This window comes from Flagellimonas nanhaiensis (genome assembly GCF_003382275.1).
Taxonomy (GTDB): domain Bacteria; phylum Bacteroidota; class Bacteroidia; order Flavobacteriales; family Flavobacteriaceae; genus Flagellimonas; species Flagellimonas nanhaiensis.
The window spans coordinates 1-20,291 of the sequence record NZ_QTJX01000001.1; the positions used below are offsets into that span (position 1 = coordinate 1).

General features: G+C 40.2%; 16 protein-coding genes, 1 tRNA gene and 1 rRNA gene. 12 read left to right on the plus strand and 6 right to left on the minus strand.

Annotation, left to right across the window (positions count from 1 at the left end):
- Positions 1-78: ribosomal RNA gene (gene rrf / locus DX873_RS19225) — 5S ribosomal RNA — on the plus strand; the annotation flags it as partial.
- A 149-nt stretch (positions 79-227) separates the two neighbouring features.
- On the opposite strand, the gene DX873_RS00005 is transcribed toward rrf, so the two are convergent.
- The 3 genes from DX873_RS00005 to DX873_RS00015 form a co-directional block, all read right to left on the minus strand.
- The gene (locus tag DX873_RS00005; protein ID WP_116182492.1) at positions 228-1,694 is read right to left on the minus strand and encodes a glutamate synthase subunit beta; all 1,467 of its coding nucleotides are present in this window, start codon (positions 1,692-1,694) and stop codon (positions 228-230) included.
- Between the two features lie 8 nt (positions 1,695-1,702).
- Entirely contained in the window at positions 1,703-6,208 is a 4,506-nt protein-coding gene (gene gltB / locus DX873_RS00010) for a glutamate synthase large subunit (RefSeq protein ID WP_116182493.1), read from the minus strand.
- A 313-nt stretch (positions 6,209-6,521) separates the two neighbouring features.
- Complete coding sequence (locus DX873_RS00015) at positions 6,522-7,664, minus strand: acyl-CoA dehydrogenase (RefSeq protein WP_116182494.1); 1,143 nt, start codon at positions 7,662-7,664, stop codon at positions 6,522-6,524.
- Between the two features lie 6 nt (positions 7,665-7,670).
- On the opposite strand from DX873_RS00015, the gene DX873_RS18745 reads away from it, so the two are divergent.
- The 7 genes from DX873_RS18745 (at position 7,671) to DX873_RS00045 (ending at position 12,662) form a co-directional block, all read left to right on the plus strand.
- Positions 7,671-7,859 carry a hypothetical protein gene (locus tag DX873_RS18745; RefSeq protein ID WP_147296577.1) on the plus strand — a complete coding sequence of 63 codons (189 nt, stop codon included), beginning with the start codon at positions 7,671-7,673 and terminating at the stop codon, positions 7,857-7,859.
- Positions 7,860-7,902: 43 nt separating this feature from the next.
- Positions 7,903-9,291 carry a sodium:proton antiporter NhaD gene (nhaD, locus tag DX873_RS00020; protein ID WP_116182495.1) on the plus strand — a complete coding sequence of 463 codons (1,389 nt, stop codon included), beginning with the start codon at positions 7,903-7,905 and terminating at the stop codon, positions 9,289-9,291.
- A 57-nt stretch (positions 9,292-9,348) separates the two neighbouring features.
- Positions 9,349-10,041 (plus strand): MotA/TolQ/ExbB proton channel family protein, encoded by a 693-nt coding sequence (locus DX873_RS00025; protein ID WP_116182496.1) that lies wholly within the window; start codon positions 9,349-9,351, stop codon positions 10,039-10,041.
- Positions 10,042-10,050: 9 nt separating this feature from the next.
- Positions 10,051-10,437 (plus strand): ExbD/TolR family protein, encoded by a 387-nt coding sequence (locus DX873_RS00030; protein ID WP_116182497.1) that lies wholly within the window; start codon positions 10,051-10,053, stop codon positions 10,435-10,437.
- On the plus strand, positions 10,437-11,315 hold the full coding sequence (locus DX873_RS00035; protein ID WP_116182498.1) for an energy transducer TonB: 879 nt from the start codon (positions 10,437-10,439) through the stop codon (positions 11,313-11,315). Before DX873_RS00030 ends, DX873_RS00035 begins: the two co-directional genes overlap by 1 nt.
- Complete coding sequence (locus DX873_RS00040) at positions 11,315-12,526, plus strand: bifunctional folylpolyglutamate synthase/dihydrofolate synthase (RefSeq protein WP_116182499.1); 1,212 nt, start codon at positions 11,315-11,317, stop codon at positions 12,524-12,526. The genes DX873_RS00035 and DX873_RS00040 overlap by 1 nt, the downstream gene beginning before the upstream one ends.
- 61 nt (positions 12,527-12,587) lie before the next feature.
- Positions 12,588-12,662 (plus strand) — tRNA-Val (locus DX873_RS00045).
- Positions 12,663-12,802: 140 nt separating this feature from the next.
- Here DX873_RS00045 and DX873_RS00050 read toward each other — a convergent pair.
- From DX873_RS00050 to DX873_RS00060, 3 genes are all read right to left on the minus strand, one after another.
- A complete protein-coding gene (locus DX873_RS00050; protein WP_147296578.1) occupies positions 12,803-13,768 on the minus strand; it encodes a hypothetical protein in 966 nt (321 codons plus the stop codon).
- 78 nt (positions 13,769-13,846) lie between these two features.
- Positions 13,847-14,551: a LytR/AlgR family response regulator transcription factor gene (locus DX873_RS00055; protein WP_116182501.1), complete on the minus strand. Its 705-nt coding sequence runs from the start codon at positions 14,549-14,551 to the stop codon at positions 13,847-13,849.
- Positions 14,544-15,584, minus strand: a complete 1,041-nt coding sequence (locus DX873_RS00060; protein WP_116182502.1) for a sensor histidine kinase — start codon at positions 15,582-15,584, stop codon at positions 14,544-14,546. The genes DX873_RS00055 and DX873_RS00060 overlap by 8 nt, the downstream gene beginning before the upstream one ends.
- 204 nt (positions 15,585-15,788) lie before the next feature.
- Here DX873_RS00060 and DX873_RS00065 point away from each other — a divergent pair, with 204 nt between their 5' ends.
- The 4 genes from DX873_RS00065 (at position 15,789) to nadB (ending at position 20,278) form a co-directional block, all read left to right on the plus strand.
- Positions 15,789-16,235, plus strand: a complete 447-nt coding sequence (locus tag DX873_RS00065) for a hypothetical protein (protein ID WP_116182503.1) — start codon at positions 15,789-15,791, stop codon at positions 16,233-16,235.
- Positions 16,228-17,670 carry a M28 family metallopeptidase gene (locus DX873_RS00070; protein WP_116182504.1) on the plus strand — a complete coding sequence of 481 codons (1,443 nt, stop codon included), beginning with the start codon at positions 16,228-16,230 and terminating at the stop codon, positions 17,668-17,670. The genes DX873_RS00065 and DX873_RS00070 overlap by 8 nt, the downstream gene beginning before the upstream one ends.
- Before the next feature lie 126 nt (positions 17,671-17,796).
- Complete coding sequence (nadA, locus tag DX873_RS00075) at positions 17,797-18,723, plus strand: quinolinate synthase NadA (protein ID WP_116183755.1); 927 nt, start codon at positions 17,797-17,799, stop codon at positions 18,721-18,723.
- 1 nt (position 18,724) lies between these two features.
- A complete protein-coding gene (gene nadB, locus DX873_RS00080; RefSeq protein WP_116182505.1) occupies positions 18,725-20,278 on the plus strand; it encodes an L-aspartate oxidase in 1,554 nt (517 codons plus the stop codon).
- Positions 20,279-20,291: the final 13 nt, after the last annotated feature.

Consider the following 20,291-nt stretch of genomic DNA (forward strand, 5'->3'; position numbering starts at 1 on the left):
CATTCCGAACAGGGAAGTTAAGCCCGTTTGCGCCGATGGTACTGCCACACCAGGTGGGAGAGTAGGTCGCCGCCTTCCTTGACCCTTCTTAGCAATAGCTGAGAAGGGTTTTTTTGTTAGAATACTTCCCTATTTTTAAAATCAAAGAAGATACATCATAAAATGAAGAACTCCCCTAAAAGTAATTTAAGGGAGTCTTCTATATTGGTTGGTTGGAAATTTATTGGTTATACTCTTGGCAAGTCTCCATTTCCTTTTAAAGGAAGTTCAGATTTTCCCATTAAATAGGCGTCAACATGATGGGCAGCTTGTCTTCCTTCTGAGATGGCCCATACAATCAAAGATTGCCCTCTTCTTTGATCTCCTGCAACAAACACGCCTGGAATATTGGTTTTATAATCCTTCACAGAGGCTTTTATGTTTGTGCGAGTGTCCATTTCTAGCCCCAACTGTTCCGATATCGAGGTCTCGGAACCTGTAAAACCAAGGGCAAGTAGTGCCAAATCGCACTTCCATTCTTTCTCCGTTCCTTCAATTTCCTTTAGTACAGGCCGCTTTCCAGGTTTTTTTTGCCATTCAACCTCTACAGTGACCAATCCTTGTAAGTTTCCTTTTCCATCATCCAAAAACTTCTTGGTAGATATACTGAAAAACCTTTCTGCCCCTTCAGCATGTGAAGTGCTGGTTCTGAGCCGCATTGGCCAAAAAGGCCAGGGCTGACCTTCTGGGCGCTCAGTAGTGGCCATTGGCATAATTTCAAAGTTGGTTACTGAGTTTGCGCCTTGCCTAATAGATGTTCCGATACAATCTGAACCAGTATCCCCGCCCCCGATCACAATAATGTGTTTTCCATTTGCCAAGATTTCTTTGCCTTTAAATGGAACTCCATCTACTCTACGATTATTCTGCGGAAGAAAATCCATTGCTTGAACCACTCCGTTTAAATCAGAGCCAGGAATTGGAAGTTCTCTTCGGACGGTTGCTCCTCCACAAAGGACCAGGGCATCAAAATCTTGCTTGAGCGTGGTAGCACTTATATCTTTTCCCACATGTATTCCGGTTTTGAAGGTAATTCCTTCGGCCTCCATTATTTTTAGTCTCCGGTCTATGATATGTTTTTCCATTTTGAAATCAGGAATACCATATCGAAGCAGACCCCCTATTTTTTCATCTCTTTCGAATACGGTGACGGAGTGACCAGCGCGATTCAGCTGTTGGGCCGTGGCAAGTCCAGCTGGACCGGACCCAATTACGGCTACTTTTTTGCCAGTTCTTTTTTGAGGAGGCTCTGCTTTTATCCAGCCCTTGTCAAAAGCAGTTTCCACTATACTTTTTTCAATATTCTCTATGGATACCGGGTCTTCATTAATACCCAGTACGCAGGCTTCTTCACATGGAGCAGGGCATAATCTTCCTGTAAATTCAGGGAAATTATTTGTGGAATGTAAAATTTTCGCTGCTTTTTCCCACTTGCCTTGATATACGGCATCATTGAAATCGGGAATAAGGTTTCCCAAAGGACAGCCGCTATGGCAGAATGGAATACCGCAATCCATGCAGCGAGCTCCTTGTTTTTTTAGTTCGTCTTCCTTTAAGGGAATGGTAAACTCCTTATAATTTTTGATACGTTCCTTAACAGGGGCATAGGTCTCCACCTTTCTGTCAAATTCCATAAATCCGGTTGTCTTTCCCATAGCTCAGATTATAAGGTTTGTAATTTTTCTTTTTCCAATCGAATTAAGGCTTGTCTATATTCCTCAGGGAATACCTTGATGAAATTTGGTAAGCTTTCTTCCCAATTTTCCAATATATGTTGGGCTATTGGGCTCAAAGTTGAATTATAGTGGTTTTCAATAAGGTTTTTTAGCTCTTGAATGTCCTTATCTTCTTCCACAGAAAGAAGATTCAACGCCTCCCCATTACAATTTTTCTTGAATGATTTATCTACGTCGTATACATAAGCGATACCTCCGCTCATGCCCGCACCGAAGTTCCTTCCCACAGACCCTAAGATAACCGCTATACCACCTGTCATATACTCACAACCATGGTCGCCTATACCCTCGACCACTGCTGTAGCTCCTGAATTCCTTACACAGAAACGCTCTCCCGCCTTTCCGTTGATGTAGACCTCTCCTGAGGTGGCGCCATAAAGGGTTACATTGCCTGTGATGATGTTTTTTTCTGGTTGTAGAGTGGACTGATAGGGCACTTTTACAACCAATTTGGCTCCGGAGAGTCCTTTGCCCAGATAATCATTGGTGTTCCCATTGACTATCATGGTTAGTCCCTTGGTGGCAAATGCTCCAAAACTTTGGCCTGCCGCTCCGGTAAAATTGAGCTTCAAAGTATTTTCCGGCAGTCCTTCTTCACCATAAATTTTTGAGATTTCATTGCTGATAATAGCACCTACTGCACGGTCAGTGTTGTGGATTGGAAAGTCCAAAGAGGTTTTTTCCTTTCTGAACAAAGCCGGATGGGCTTTCGCTATAATATCAAATTCTATGGATTCATTTACAAAATGCTCCTGACTTTCAGTGTTGAAAAATGCAGTGTCTTCAGGAACATCCACCTGATATAAAATGGGACTTAAATCTATTCCTGAAGCTTTGTAATGCTCTATGGCCTTTTTTCTATCCAATTTTTGAACTTGACCTACCATTTCATTAACTGTTCGGAAACCAAGCTTAGCCATGATTTCTCTTAATTCTTGAGCAATGAAATACATATAGTTGACTACGTGCTCGGGTTTTCCCTTGAACTTTTTACGCAGTTCAGGGTTTTGTGTGGCAATCCCTACAGGACAGGTGTTCAAATGGCATACACGCATCATTACACAACCTGAAGCCACCAGGGGAGCGGTTGCAAAACCAAATTCTTCTGCTCCCAAGAGGCATGCTATTGCTACATCTCTTCCGGTCTTTAGTTGTCCATCACATTCCAAAACAATCCTGTTTCGCAAATCGTTCAGAACCAGAGTCTGTTGTGCTTCAGCTATTCCCAATTCCCATGGGAGTCCGGCATGCTTTAAGGAAGTGAGGGGAGAAGCTCCTGTGCCGCCATCAAAACCTGAAATTAGGATTACATCTGCCTTCGCTTTTGCTACACCAGCGGCAACGGTTCCTACACCAACTTCGGATACTAACTTTACATTGATTCGTGCTTCCCTATTGGCCGATTTCAAATCATAAATCAATTGGGAAAGATCTTCAATGGAATAAATGTCGTGATGCGGAGGAGGGGAAATTAACCCCACATAAGGAGTGGAATTCCTTGTTTTGGCAATAGCAGGGTTGACTTTAGGTCCCGGAAGTTGCCCTCCTTCTCCTGGTTTGGCACCTTGGGCCATTTTTATCTGTATCTCTTGGGCATTGGTCAAATAGTTGGAGGTTACCCCAAATCTTCCCGATGCCACTTGTTTGATGGCACTATTTTTCCAGTCACCAGATTGATTTTTATAGAAACGAGCCGAATCCTCACCTCCCTCACCCGAATTGCTCTTTCCGCCAATTCGGTTCATTGCAATCGCTAAGTTTTCATGTGCCTCTTTACTGATACTTCCGTAGGACATTGCTCCGGTCTTAAACCGTTTTACAATTTCCGTCCAGGGTTCCACCTCCTCAATCGGTATGGGATCATAGTTGGAAAACTCGAACAGTCCCCGGATGGTCATCAGATTTTTCGATTGCTCATTGACCAACTCGGAATACTCCTTATAGGTCTTCGGCTCGTTATTGCGTACCGCTTTTTGAAGTTTGGCGATGCTTAATGGATTGAACATGTGCTTCTCACCATCCCTTCTCCAACGGTACTCTCCGCCAATTTCTAGCTCTAAATTGGCTGCTAACTCCTGTTTTTTAAATGCTTTCCCATGTCGTTTGGCAATTTCCTTTTCAATTTCATACAAACCAATGCCTTGAATTCTTGTTGGTGTATTGGGAAAATAATTGTCTACTACTTTGGTATTGATACCAATGCACTCGAACAATTGGGATCCTCTGTAAGAATTCAGTGTTGAAATCCCAATTTTGTTCATCACTTTTAAGATGCCTTTGCCAATGGCTTTGTTGTAGTTTTTAATGGCTTCTTCAAAAGTGTATTCTGTAATATCGTTTTCTTCTATTTGTTGTCCAATAATCTCATTGACCAAATAAGGGTTGATGGCGCTCGCCCCAAACCCGAAAAGGAGAGCAAAATGGTGGACCTCTCTGGGTTCAGCCGATTCTACAATGATGCTTAACTTGGAGCGTTTCCCCATCTTTCGTAAGCCACTATTTACATAGGAACATGCTAGCAGCGCGGGAATTGGGGCCATTTCAGTACTTATCATTCGGTCAGACAGAATGATGATATTGGCGCCTTGGTCTATGGCATTGGAAGCTTGTTCCAAGATGGAATCCAAAGCTTCCTCCAGTCCGTTGTGTCCTTTTGAGATCTCGTACAGGATAGAAATGGAGACAACCTTATAATCTGGACTGGCATCATAGTTTTTGATTTTGTCCAGGTCTTCCTTAGAAATTACGGGGTTTTGAATTTTAAGCTTTCTACAATGAAGCTCAGAATAATCAAAGATATTATGGTCGCTGCCAAGAGTAAGGCTTATGTCGGTAATCAATTCCTCCCGAATACCATCTAGCGGAGGGTTGGTTACCTGCGCAAATAGCTGTTTGAAGTAATTGTAAATCAATTGTGGTCGCTCTGACAAAACGGCTATTGGTGTGTCCGAGCCCATGGACCCAATGGGTTCTTTTCCGTTTTTGGCCATGGGAAGTACTATAGTGTTGATGTCTTCCAGGGTATAGCCAAATGCCGCGGTTCTGGTTTCCAGTGGGAACTCACCGTAAAATACAGGGCAATCGTTATAGGGTATGTCCTTAAGGTGAACTAGGTTTTTCTTCAGCCATTTTTGGTAGGGATGTTTTTTGGCAATGGACTCCTTAATTTCTTCATCATTTACAATACGTCCTTCTTCCATGTTCACCAAGAACATTTTCCCAGGTTCCAGTCGCCCATGGAATTCAATATCTTCAGGTTGTAAATCCACCACTCCTGTTTCTGACGACATGATCACATACCCTTTTTTGGTTACCGAGTAGCGGGATGGACGTAATCCGTTTCGATCCAGAACGGCTCCAATATAATTTCCATCAGTAAACGGAATAGAGGCCGGGCCATCCCAAGGTTCCATTAAACAGGAATTGTATTCATAAAATGCCCTTTTGGTTGGTGACATGTCTGGGTTTTTCTCCCAAGCTTCGGGTACCAACATCATCATTACCTCTGGCAAAGACCTGCCTGTCATCAGCAAGAGCTCTACAACCATGTCCATACTGGCGGAATCTGATTTTCCGGGCAATACTATAGGTAGTATTTTTTTGATATCCTCACCGAACCATTCACTTTCCATGAGCTCTTCCCTAGATCGCATTCTGGAAACATTTCCCCGTAGGGTATTAATTTCCCCATTGTGGCACATATATCGGAAAGGTTGGGCCAAATCCCACGTAGGAAAGGTGTTGGTGGAAAAACGTTGATGAACCAGAGCCAATCTGGTCACAACCCTTGGGTCCAATAAATCCTCGTAATATTTACTTATATCATTGGGAACTAAAAGCCCTTTGAAAATAATAATCTTGGTGGATAGGCTGGGCAGATAAAAAAATTGCAACTGCGACAGTTTGCTATTAATAATGGTGTGTTCGGTAATTTTTCTGGCTATAAAAAGCTTCAGGTTGAACTGAAAGCTGTCCAGCGCATTGCCTTTTCCAACAAAAACCTGTTTTACAAATGGTTCGGTCTCTTTTGCTATTCTTCCTGGAACCGAACGATTTACAGGAACATCTCTCCAGCCCAAAAGCTGCAGACCTTGCTCCTCAAGATTTTTTTCAAAAGTTGTAATGCAAAACTCTCGTTGGTTTTCTTTTTGGGGCAGAAAAACGTTGCCTACTGCGTAATCTCCAGGCTTAGGCAGTTGAAACTGGCATACTTCCTGAAAGAAATCGTGGGGAATATCAATCAAAATTCCTGCGCCATCCCCGGTTTTTCCATCCGCACTTACCGCACCTCTGTGCTCTAGTTTATCTAGAATTTCAAGTGCCTTATGTATTATATCGTTGGATTTCCTGCCTTTAAGGCTGCAAATGAATCCCGCACCACAGTTATCATGTTCAAATTCTGGTAAATAAAGCCCTTGTCTTTCCAATTTCATCATTGCGATATTTGCTCAAATATATCATTAGAACTATATAAATGATAAGTAATTTTAGAAATATCACACAATTCATCAACGTTTATATAAAAACGTTAAAAAATGTTCAAATGCCAAAATTGAATAACAGTAAATTGGGATTATGGTAAAAAGGCTGTACCTAATATGGGTAACCCTATAAATATTGGATATACCGGGAGCAAAAGAGATATAAAAAGATAAAATACCCTATTTGTTTATAGGGTATTTTGATTTATTTCTTAAATTCTGGATGGAGCCCCCTAAATTATCAGGGGTATTTATAAAAGCCTTTTTAATCTCGAAGAATGCTTCTTGAAATCACAATCTTTTGAATTTCTGAAGTACCCTCATAGATTTGGGTAATCTTGGCATCTCTCATCAAGCGTTCCACGTGGTAGTCTTTTACAAATCCATTTCCTCCATGAACTTGAACCGCTTCAACGGCAGTTTCCATGGCAACTTCGGATGCATATAGTTTTGCCATTGCTCCAGAAAGGTCATAGTTGTTGTCATTATCCTTATCCCAAGCAGCCTTGTATACCAAATGCCTAGCCGCAGCTATTTTGGTGTGCATATCGGCCAATTTGAATGCAATGGCTTGATGGTTTTTGATTTCTGTACCAAAAGCTTTACGCTCTTTGGAATATTTTTTGGCCAGTTCGTAAGCTCCTGCTGCTATGCCCAGTGCTTGAGCGGCAATACCGATTCTTCCACCGGCTAGTGTTTTCATTGCAAACTTGAAACCAAATCCATCTTCACCGATTCTATTCTCTTTAGGCACCTTTACATCGTTGAACATAAGAGAATGAGTGTCACTACCACGAATTCCCAATTTGTTCTCTTTTGGCCCTATTTCAAAGCCTTCCATGCCCTTTTCCACAATAAAGGCATTTATTCCTTTGTGGCCCTTATCCAAATGGGTTTGCGCTATAACAAGGTATACTTCTGCTGTGCCTCCATTGGTAATCCAGTTTTTGGTTCCGTTGAGTACATAATGGTCACCTTTGTCCAGTGCGGTAGTTTTTTGCGAAGTTGCATCACTTCCTGCTTCTGGCTCTGAAAGACAGAAGGCACCTATAATTTCACCAGAGGCTAAACGTGTGAGGTATTTTTGTTTTTGCTCTTCTGTGCCATAAGTTTCCAATCCCCAACATACCAAAGAGTTGTTTACTGAAACTATTACGGAAGCGGAAGCATCAATTTTGGACAATTCTTCCATTACCAAAACATAGGAGAGGGTATCCATTCCGCTGCCACCATATTTTGTGTCCACCATCATTCCCAAGAAACCCAGCTCTCCCATTTTTTTAACCTGTTCTTTGGGAAAACGTTGCGCATCATCTCTTTCAATGACTTCGGGCAACAATTCGGTTTCGGCAAAATCCCGAGCAGCTTGTTGAATCATCAGTTGCTCTTCAGAAAGTGTAAACTCCATAAAATTGTGAAAAAGTTAAAAATGGAATACAAATATAGCGGTAAGATGGGAATTTTTCATAAAAAACTAGCCTTGAATGAGAATGATTTAAAAATATTGAAAGATATTTTAGAGTTGGAGCTGTTGGCCATACCGATATTATTTGGATTAGATTATGCTGAAAAATTCATTTTGAATATCTTTAAGCACTATTGAACGCGTCGTTTAAAATTGTTTACCTAACTAAACCAAACTTTTCATGGAAACCCTTCTCATTGTCATTTTTGTCGTAGGATACCTAGCCATAACTTTAGAGCACAACCTTAAAATTGACAAGCTTATTCCGGCTTTGGCCATGATGGCGGTTTTGTGGGCTTTGATGGCATTTGGCATTGATACCTTCACAACTTGGTTTGACTCTGGTAAACATGCCTTAATGGAAAACTTTGCTGCTTTTGGCCATGAGGAGAAGATGCATATTTTGGAGGAGACCTTGCTCCATCACTTAGGGAAGACCTCTGAAATCCTGGTATTCCTTTTGGGAGCCATGACCATTGTAGAGATCATAGACTATTTTGATGGGTTTGCTACAATCAAAACCTTTGTAAAGACCAAAAGCAAGAAACGGATTCTATGGATTTTTGCATTTTTGGCGTTTATCTTGTCAGCAATCATTGATAACCTTACGGCAACGATAGTCTTAATTTCAATTCTTCAAAAGATAGTTAAGGAAAGGAATGTAAGAATATGGTATGCGGGACTTATCATCATAGCGGCAAATGCAGGAGGCGCCTGGTCACCCATTGGGGATGTTACCACCACCATGTTGTGGATTGGTAGAAAAGTATCGACTGCAATGCTCATAGAGCATTTGCTTATTCCTTCTTTGGTTTGTATGTTGATACCAACATTCATAGCCACTTTTCTTCCAGCTTTCAAAGGAACTATTGAGCAAGAAGAAACACCTCCTTCAAAATCAAAGTTTGGTCCTACCATGTTGTATTTAGGGTTGAGTGCTATTGTCTTCGTTCCTATTTTTAAAACTATTACCCATTTGCCACCTTATGTGGGAATGATGTTATCACTAGCTGTTGTGGCCACCTTTGCCGAGATATATAGCAGTGCAAAATTCAGTATTTCCAGTGTTGGCGGTGAGGGTCACGATACCACAGGTCACCATAGCCCTTTGCATAGCGCATTGACCAAAATAGAGCTTCCCAGTATCCTCTTTTTCTTGGGAATATTGATGGCGGTCGCCGCTTTGGAATCTCTAGGTATGCTTTTCAATTTTGCTGAAGGCCTAAAACAGGGAATGCCATTGTTGGGAACAGAAATGGCAGGCACACAAATATCAGATTTGGTGGTGCTCTTGTTGGGTATTGGATCGGCGGTAATTGATAATGTTCCTTTGGTAGCTGCAAGTTTGGGAATGTTTTCAGAACCTATGGATGATCAGCTTTGGCATTTTATTGCCTACTCCGCTGGAACAGGAGGTAGTATGCTGATTATTGGTTCTGCAGCTGGAGTTGTGGCCATGGGAATGGAAAAAATCGACTTCTTTTGGTATCTCAAAAAGATAGGATGGCTAGCTTTCATTGGTTTCATAGCTGGAGCTATATGTTACATGGCCATGAGATATTTATTCTAAAAAATACTTTAGCTCAAAAATCTCCGTTATTATTGCAACTTAAATTGGGGATTTTATATGATTACTTTTCAAGATTTAGAGGAAGGGACCGAGATTGGTGCATCCATTTCGGAAGAAAAAACCCTTTCTGTGATTGATTTGATTGTTAATGGTGGTACTGGAAGTATCATCATAATCATGGTACTTTTTGTACTTCTTTTTGTAGCGCTCTACATTTACTTTGAGCGAATCTTTGCCATAAAGGCTGCTTCCAAAATTGACAAAAACTTCATGAACCAGATTCGTGATCATGTGATGAATGGAAAGTTGGAGGCGGCAAAAATTCTGTGTGCCCAAACTGATTCTCCAGTAGCTAGATTGACGGAGAAAGGAGTTTCTCGGATAGGAAAACCGCTTGATGATATAAATACGGCAATTGAAAATGCCGGTACCTTGGAAGTATATAAACTCGAGAAAAATGTGAGTGTACTCGCTACAGTGGCAGGTGCTGCGCCAATGATTGGTTTCTTGGGTACCGTAATTGGTATGATTTTGGCTTTTCATGAAATGGCAAGTAGTGGAGGACAGGCGGAGATGGGCTCCTTGGCCTCAGGTATCTATACGGCTATGACCACTACTGTTGCAGGATTGGTTGTAGGTATTATAGCTTACATTGGATATAATCACCTTGTAAACAGAACAGACAAAGTAGTGCACAAAATGGAAGCAAATGCCGTTGAGTTCTTGGATCTTTTAAATGAACCCATTTAAGCCACGGGCATGAAGCTTAAAGGAAGAAATAAAATCAGCCCGGAGTTCAGTATGTCTTCCATGACAGATATTGTTTTTCTGTTATTGGTATTTTTCATGCTAACATCTAATGCGCCCAATGCGTTGGATTTACTTTTGCCAAAGGCAAAGGGCAAATCCACCAACACACAAAATGTTTCGGTTACCATTAACAAGGATCTGGAATATTTTGTGAACAGTGAACAGATAAGTAAAGAATACGTTGAAATTGAATTAAAAAAAGTGCTTGAAGGTCAGGACAAACCTACCATAATTCTTAGGGCAGAGGAAAACGTGGCCATTAAAGAGGCCGTAAACGTAATGGACATTGCCAATAGGAACAGTTACAAGGTAATCTTGGCTGTGCGACCTAAATAATGTCGTTTTTAGATACGAGACACAAGAAAAAATCATTCACGCTTACCACACTAATTTTAAGCGCACTCCTTTTATTGCTTTTTTATATTGGGCTCACTTACCTAGATCCGCCCATTGAAAATGGCATAGCTGTCAATTTTGGAACCATGGATTATGGAAGTGGCGAAGTGCAGCCAAAGGAAAAAATCCGTTCGGAGCCCAAAGAGGTAGAAAGTCAACCCGTTGAGCAGGTTCAGCCACAAGAAACACAAGAAGAAACTGTTAAGGAGGAGCCAGTTGAAAAGGTTTTGACGAGTGAAACGGAAGAAAGCATAAAAATCAAACAACAACAAGAGGCCAAACGCAAGGCGGATGAGGCTGCCAAAAAGGCGAAAGCCGAAGCTGAACGTATTGAGCGGGAGAAAAAAGCGGCTGAAGAACAAAAAAGACAGGAGCAGGAAGCCAAGAAAAAAAGCTTGGACGCACTAATTGGAGGAATTGGTAAATCTGATGGAACCGCAACTGGAAGCGAAGGGGATGACAATAAACCAGGTGATAAAGGGCAACCAGATGGGAATCCCTATGCCCCAACATATTATGGAGCGCCTGGAGTGGGAGATGGTGGTTCAGGTTATGGACTGAGAGGCAGATCTTTGGTGAGCAAAGGAAAAGTACAGCAAGAATGTAATGAAGAAGGAGTTGTTTGGGTGCGAATCACAGTCGATAGAAATGGTCGCGTAATAAAAGCTGAGCCTGGTGTAAAAGGAAGTACAAATACAGCTCAATGTCTTTTGGAGCCTGCAAGGAAAACAGCACTTCTTCATAAATGGAACCTAGATTCCAATGCCCCGTCTCAACAGATTGGCTTTGTGGTGGTCAACTTTAAATTAGGACAATAGTGACCTACAACGAAACCCTGGAATGGATGTTTGCTCAACTTCCCATGTACCAACAGAAAGGGGAGGTTGCTTACAAGAATAAGTTGGATAATATTGTCAACTTTACCGAAATCCTTGGAAATCCTGAAAAGAAATTCAAAAGTATACATGTTGCAGGAACAAATGGAAAAGGTTCCAGTAGTCATATGTTGGCTTCCATACTTCAGGAGGCCGGTTTCAAGGTAGGACTCTATACTTCTCCACATTTAAAAGATTTTAGGGAGCGAATCAAAATCAATGGAAAGCCTGTTCCCAAGAAATTTGTAATCGAGTTTATAGCGCAACACAGACCATTTTTGGAATATCATAAACTATCCTTTTTTGAAATGACCGTTGGGATGGCGTTTGACTATTTTGCTAAGGAAAATATTGATATTGCCATAATTGAAGTGGGTCTGGGAGGCAGATTGGATTCAACCAATATTATTATGCCGGAAGTTAGTCTTATCACCAATATTGGATTGGACCACACCCATATTCTAGGGGATTCTATTGAGAAGATTGCCATGGAAAAGGCAGGAATCATAAAACGAAATGTCCCTCTGGTAATCAGTGAGAGGCAGCGAGAAACAGAACTTATATTCACCCTTATCGCGCGCCAAAGACGGTCAAATATTGTTTTTTCCGATGAATTGGAGATTGCCGATTATCCATCAGATTTGCTCGGGGATTATCAAAAGCAAAATATTAGAGGAGTTGTTGCCTGCTTAAGACAGCTCCAAGAATTTGAAGTAACGGAAAAGCACATAAAAAAAGGATTGAAAAATGTGGTATCCAACACGGGTATTTTGGGCAGATGGCAGATTTTACAAAGTAAACCGACGGTAATTTGTGACACTGCGCACAATAAGGAAGGATTGTATTGGGTGTTGCAACAGCTCAAAAATCAGAAATATGAAAAGCTTCATTTGGTATTGGGATTTGTAAATGACAAAGAAATTGAAAATTTGCTCGACCTTTTTCCAAAAGATGCGCAATACTATTTTGTGAAACCAAATGTGCCTAGGGGTATGGAGGTGGAGAAAATATTGGAAATGGCTTCTTTGCTTCATTTAAAAGGTTCTGGTTACAAATCGGTGAACAAGGGATTTAAGGATGCGCTGCACAATGCTAGCGGCAATGATTTGATTTTTGTTGGAGGAAGTACATTTGTGGTTGCAGAAATCATATAACTTTTTTGTTCATATTCCTTTTTGTATGTAAAAAATGATGTTATATTTGCACTCCGTTTTCGGGCGCGTAGCTCAGTTGGTTCAGAGCACCTGGTTTACACCCAGGGGGTCAGGGGTTCGAATCCCTTCGCGCCCACAGAGGTAAAAAGCTTCCAATTTATTGGAAGCTTTTTTCATTTTAAAACCCTCCTGTTTGATGGAAGGAAGTGCTTTCAAAATAATTAATGCATGAAACTGAGGGATTCCAAGGCATAGTAGGACACAATGTCTGATTGCTTATTCCTGTAGCTTGGATAGCCATCTAATGGAGTTCAAAAATAGCCCTGCATTATCACATTCGGGGTCATGAATAGTTACTGGAATTTTCTCACCATCAATAAGTAGATTCAAACTTCTAAAAATACCTTGGTCAGTGCAGACTATTACCCTTCCAGCACCGAAATTAAACCCTATCATTCCCGCGTAAGCATCTGAGCCTTCTTCAATATCCATGCTCCTATCACTCGTTGGTGAGAAATTGATTGTATTCTTTGGAAAGGAAAGGATATTATCTTCTGGGTTTCTAAATATGGCCGCACCACACAGGAATTTAACGGTCTCAGGAAGAGTTTTTTCGGAAAGTCTTGAGGTCAGCACAGGGTGATTCGTATTGATCAAATCATTCTTTTTGGTCATTATGAAGTGACTGCATAAACCACATTTGTGTCCAGGGAAATTGGGATGATAAGCGTAGCCGTCCCTAAACTTAATACTAAAAGCTTCCAACAAGGGTAACGCCCCACTTCCTCCAGGGAAGTGGCTCAAGAACAAAAACAGGCTACCTCCGTTATACACATATTTTGTTATGTCCGTAACCTCTTCATTATGCAATGGTGATTTGTACATAACTTCCTTTTTTCCAGTCCCGGTTAGTTCAATTTTATCATTGGGCATGCCATGAATAACTAAAATGTCAGGTTTATTTTTATTCAGGTTTGTTGAATCCAGTTTCTGACCAGTGAACTCAACTGTAAAACCATCCTCTTCCATAATACGGAGCATTTCACGGGCAGTATCTTTTCCATAGGGAAGGGAATAGATGGTATTGTGCGATTCATCTATCAATATTTTTTTACTGTGCGTTCCTTTTAATGCTTCAAAAGCATAATTGTAAATAGTATCAAATTCGGCTTCCACCGTTCCTTGGGCATGGGAGAGGGCACAGATTAAAATAGTTAGCAACGCTACAAAGTATTTTCTCATTTCTTCATTATTTATGTCTATGATTTATGGTCTATGTTAACTCAAATTATGTTCAAGGAAAGACTTTTACAAAGTGGCCTAAATCCGCTCGAAAAAATCCTTTTTATATCTCCTTCCAATGGGGATCTTGTACTTGTCAATATGTATGTGATTGTGTTCAACCTTGACTATTTTTTCCAACGATACAATGAATGACTGATGTACTCTACAAAATTTGGTTGGGTCTAAATAAGTAAAGGCATCTTTCATATTGATTCTAGATGAAATCTGTTGCTCTTTGGTCATAAACAACATATTGTTGCCCAATTTTTCTAGATACAGAATATCTTGAGTGGGAATCAAGTATATGGCATTTTCGCTTTTTATTTTTATTGAACTGGGTGAATTGATTAGCTCTACTTGCTCTTTTACAACGTTCCCTTGCTGAATTTTTTTCTTTGCTTTTACGCAGGCTTTTAAAAATCGTTCGTATTCAATGGGCTTCAATAAATAGTCCACGACGTCCATGTCAAAACCTTCAACGGCAAATTCCGAGTAAGCGGTGGTAAAAACGAACTTCATATTATCAAACATCTTTGCCACGGAAATACCAGATAGTTCACTCATGTTGATATCGGTAAAAACCAAATCGATACTGTTTGTGTTTATATAATCAATGGCCTCAACAGGATTGGTGAATCCCTCACAAAAATTGATGAATGAAGTGCGTTTACAGTAATCTTTCAGCAGCTCAACTGCTCTAAATTCATCATCGATAACAATAACATTTATAGGGTCATTCATTAAGTTCCAGTTTTAATGTTGATTTAAAGGACCTCTCACTTCTTTCAATTGAAAACTCATGTTTTTTGTGATAGAGTAATTCTAGTCTTCTTTTTAAGTTCTTAATTCCTATACCACCTATTTTTTTGAGTTGTGTTTCCTGATTTTGAGGATAGCAAGAATTTTCTACCACTAGTTTCAAACAGTTTTTATCATCAATATCGATTTTGATTTTGATAAAAGGGTCTTCGTGATTCATTGAGTTGTGCTTGAAGGCATTTTCAACTATTGGGATCAATATCAAAGGGGCAATTTTAAAGTTTGATGTCTCACCTACCATCTCATAATCTATTTTCAACACGTTTGAATCAAATTTAAGCATGCTCATATTTATATAACTTTTCAGAAAAAACAGCTCTTTCTCCAATGACACCATGGGTTGATTTGACTCATAGAGAGAATATCTTAAAACTTTGGTTAGGTCGGCAAGGTATTTGGCAACCTCAGGATCTTGATTCTTTTGGGCAACGGAATAGATGTTATTGATGGTATTGAATAGAAAGTGGGGATTAAGCTGAGATTTTAAAAAGATCAATTCGTTTACCGTTTGCTCCTGAATAATTTTTTTTTGCTTGCTTTCGGTCAGAATGAAATCTTTTGCAAAAACATAAACCACTGAGAAAAGTAGAAAGACAAAATTGATTGTGGTGTATTGCTTAAAAAGTAATTCAATGACCATGATCCCTGGTCTAAAATAATAATACTCAACAATCGCGATAACCATAAAAGCGGCTATCAGGCCTAGGACATAGTGAAGGTATTTTCTTTGCTTGAAGAAAAGTGGATAGAGCACTAAAATATTAAAATAAAAAATCATTGCACTCATTAGGTACACCAACCAGTGATGTGCATCAATTTGACGTTTGTTGCCACTACCATATTGTTCCACAACCTTCATGGAGCTATCAGAGTTCTGCAACAGAACAAACAGCCCTAACCAGAAAATAATATGGGCAATAGGTTCTATGTACAAATTGAGAGGAGCTTTTCTCATAGATTAAAAATAAACTTAATGAATATTTACAATCCTTTTTTTAAATGTTCGCCCCATTATGGGCCGTAAACAACCAATTCTTGCAATTTTAGCTCAAATCACAGTTATCATGCTTATGCAACCATAATTGATTTATTCATAACACCTCTTTGATTTTGCTTGAAGAACACAAGATGTTTACGGAACAAATCAAAAAAACGAATCATGTCAAAAGAATATCAAATTACAAAGGCGTTTTTGCTTTCCGTTATGTTTTTTACTATAGCCATAGGCTTCAGCCAAGAGGAAAAAAAGACGGTGGAAGTGCTTAAAGTGATGAAGCTGTCCGAGGACAAATTGGATGATTATATTGGGGAGTATAGTATCAATGACTCAAACAATTTGAGAATTGAGGTCAATGCTCAAAATGGGAGACTGGCCATCATACTTCCTAAAGAGGATGTTGAAGAAAACGGGGAAAGGTATACAGTTTTGGAAAAGCTGACCTTGGTGGCGCAATATCCCGATAAGTTTTTTGTGGAAAACAATCCATTTCTCAAAGTTCATTTTACAAGAAGTAGAAAAACCAATAGGATAATAAGCCTCTTGTTCAATGCTAACAAAGTGGAAGAACGAGATGTTTTAAGGGCAAAAAAGGTCTATCATGAATAAGGGAAGCGTGGTTTTTGTTTGCCTAATTCTTATCCTTTTATTGGGATGCAAGGCATCTGGTCAACTAAAGTTTTCTGAGGGTATTGATGGTGAGGAGCTAAAGGAAATGGTCAGTTATCTGGCCTCAAAAGAGCTAAAGGGAAGAAAAACCGGGGAAATTGGCCAATTCAAGGCTGCGCAATACATTAGTGACGAGTTTAAGAAATTGGGGCTTAGTTCGTTTGAAACATCAGATACCTATTATCAAGAATTCAGTTTAGTGCAATCTGCACCGGATTTTGTCTCCTTAACAATTTCATCAACAGACCTTATTCACGAAAAAGACTTTCTGTATATCGGAGAGCACAATATGAGTGAAGAAAAAGATGCCAGAATCCATTATGTTGATCTTGAAAGTGGGCTTCCATGGGAGAGAGATGTGCTTAACAAAGTAGTTTTGGTATATCCTGAAGACGGCCATTCTTCCATAAGCTCAATATCACAAAGATTCAGTAATCAATTGGTCGTTGTTATTGTTGATGAATCGTTGAAAGAATTTCGGAAAAACTTTTCATCAGAATTAAATCGCAAAACCCATCTAAAAAAGTCAGATGAAATTACATCGCCAGGAATCATGGTAATCAATTCTGATGTGGCTTCCATCGTATTTGATTTCCCTATTGAGGATTTAAAAAAGTTCGGCATTCAAGACCCCAATAAACGATATGCTACTAACATTAAATACTTTATAAAGCGAAAAGAACAAGTTTTGAAAACCCAAAATGTTATTGGTCTTTTGGAAGGATCAGAGCAAAAGCACGAGTATGTTGTAATATCCGCACATTATGATCATGAAGGGGAGATTAATGGTGCAATATTCCAAGGGGCTGACGACAATGCTTCTGGAGTAGCAGCATTGTTGGACATTGCGGAGTCTTTTGTTGTGGCAAAAAACTCAAGATTTCCTCCAAAAAAATCGATAATTTTCGCAGCATTTACAGCAGAAGAACAAGGCTTGTTTGGATCGGACCATTTCGTTAACAATTTGACCTTTCCAGATATCAACATAGTGGCAAATCTAAATATGGATATGATTGGACGAATAGCTCCAGAGTACGATGACTACGGCAATTATGTATATCTATTGGGGGAGGACAAGCTCTCGGATGATTTGAAAAGGTTGGCGAAAATTGTAAACGACCAATATATAGGTTTGGATTTGGATTTCAACCAAGATGGGATATATCCTGAGAATTACATTAAACTTTCGGATCAGTGGAGCTTTGCAAAGAAAGAAATTCCGGTGCTGTTCTATTTTGGAGGACTACATGATGACTACCATCTTCCATCAGATACCCCTGAAAAGATAGATTATGGTATTTTGGAGAAACGGGCCAAGCTCGTCTTTCATACCGCTTACCATTTAAGTCATGCATTGGAATCTGCAATGGATTGATAAACAGTTTTTTTGAGCTTTGATATTAAGTTCTAAAGGTGTGTTAATCCATATTCCATATGATTTAAATCATGCTTTTTTATAAGGCCCCATTTTAATTTCGCGCCAAGCAGGACTAGTGGCATGATGGATTTGAAAAGTAAAATTAAAGACCTAAAGGAAAAAAAGAATGCGGTGATTCTGGCACATTATTACCAGGTTCCCGAAATTCAGGAAGTAGCGGATTATATCGGGGACAGCTTAGGATTATCGCAAAAAGCGGCAGAGACCGAGGCCGATATCATCGTGTTTGCCGGAGTGCATTTTATGGCAGAAACTGCAAAAATCCTGAATCCATCAAAAAAAGTGCTGCTACCGGACCTAGAAGCAGGGTGTTCCCTTGCAGAATCTTGTCCGCCCAGAAATTTCAAAAAATTTATTGAGTCCCGCCCTGGCCATACTGTAGTCACCTATGTAAATTGTAGTGCAGAGGTGAAAGCCTTGACCGATATCGTGTGTACATCTTCCAATGCCATTAAAGTAGTGGAATCCATCCCAAAAGAGCGTCCTATAATTTTTGCTCCTGATAAAAATTTAGGGAGGTATATTATGCAAAAAACCGGTAGGGAAATGGTATTGTGGGATGGAAGCTGTGTTGTCCACGAAGCATTTTCAATTGAGAAGTTATTGGAAGTGCACAACGAGCATCCAGATGCCAAGATTATCGCCCATCCAGAATCAGAAGAACACATTTTGAAGAGCGCCACTTTTATTGGCTCAACTTCAGAAATGATAGCATTTGTAAAGAAATATCAAGGAGACAAGTTCATTGTTGCCACAGAGGCCGGGATATTGCACCAGATGCAAAAGGAGGTCCCTTCGGCCAAGCTTATTCCCGCACCGGCAATTGAAGATAACACCTGTGCTTGCAGTGAATGTGCCTTTATGAAAAGGAACACATTGCAAAAGCTTTATGATTGCTTGTTGAACGAGAATCCAAGTGTTGAGGTGGAGCGTCATATCCGGGAAAAAGCCCTTATTCCCATAGAACGGATGCTCGAACTATCAAAATAGAATGATAAAAACCGATTACTTATCCATTGGGTCCGGTGTGGCCGGGTTGACTTTTGCAGTCAAAATAGCAGAAAAGTTTCCAGACAGGACCGTTACCATCGTGACCAAGAGCGATGAAGGAGAGTCCAACACTAAATACGCACAAGGAGGGGTGGCCGTAGTGCTAGATAATATTGAGGATTCATTTCAAAAACATATTCAGGACACTTTGATTGCTGGGGATGGACTTTGCGATGAATCTGTTGTGCAAATGGTCATCAAAGAAGGACCTAAGCGGTTCCGAGAGCTTCTGGATTGGGGTGTGAATTTTGATTTGGATGCCCAAGGGAACTTTAATTTAGGCCGCGAAGGCGGACATTCTGAACATAGAGTGGTGCACCATAAAGATATTACGGGCTATGAAGTGGAACGGGCGCTTCTACAAAGGGCGCATCAACTTAAAAATGTGGAGTTGCTACCGTATCATTTTGCCATAGACCTGATTACGGAGCACCACTTAACACAAAAGGACTCCGGAAAACTGTCATGTTATGGGGCTTATGTGCTCAATGAAAGAACCGGAGAGATTTTAACCATAAAGGCAAAATACACTCTGTTGGCCACAGGGGGCATTGGCAGGGTCTATGGACATACTACAAATCCCAATATTGCTACTGGAGATGGCATTGCAATGGCTTATAGGGCCAAAGCGCGTGTTAAGGACATGGAATTTGTACAATTCCATCCTACGGCACTATATGATTCCAACGAAGATTCGTCTTTTTTGATTTCAGAGGCAGTCAGGGGTTTTGGGGCCTATTTGCGAAACAAAAAAGGGCATCGCTTTATGCCGGATTATGATGATAGGGCTGAGCTGGCTTCCAGGGATATTGTTTCGCAATGTATTGACAACGAACTAAAAAAGACTGGAGATGCCCATGTATACTTGGATTGTACACATTTGGACATTACAGCATTCAAAGAGCATTTTCCCAATATTTATGAAAAATGTAGGGGTATGCATATCGATATTGCAAAAGATTGGATACCGGTAGTGCCCGCGGCCCATTATTTGTGTGGTGGAATTGTTGTGGATGAAAATGGGAAAACTACCATTGACAACCTATATGCATGTGGAGAATGCTCAAGGACTGGATTACATGGCGCAAATAGGCTGGCATCCAATTCTTTGTTGGAAGCATTGGTCTATGCACATAACATATTTAAACATCTGTCGGACAAATCTCTATTGTTTGACCATTCCGATTTGCCGGCTTGGAACGATAAAGGAACCAGTATTCCCAAAGAACATGTGCTCATTCAACATAACCTAAAGGAATTACAGGCACTGATGCGGGATTATGTGGGCATTGTTCGAAGCAATAGTCGTTTGACCAAGGCAATCATAAAACTTGATACCATATACAAGGAGGTGGAAGGTTTGTACAAAGAATCAAAGATTAACACTTCACTTTGTGAACTTAGAAATATGGTGAATGTGGCCCATTTGATAATTGGCCAATCCCTATCCCGAAAGAACAATAGGGGAGGTTACTACAATATTGACAACGCCTAAAGTTTTGGGCTAG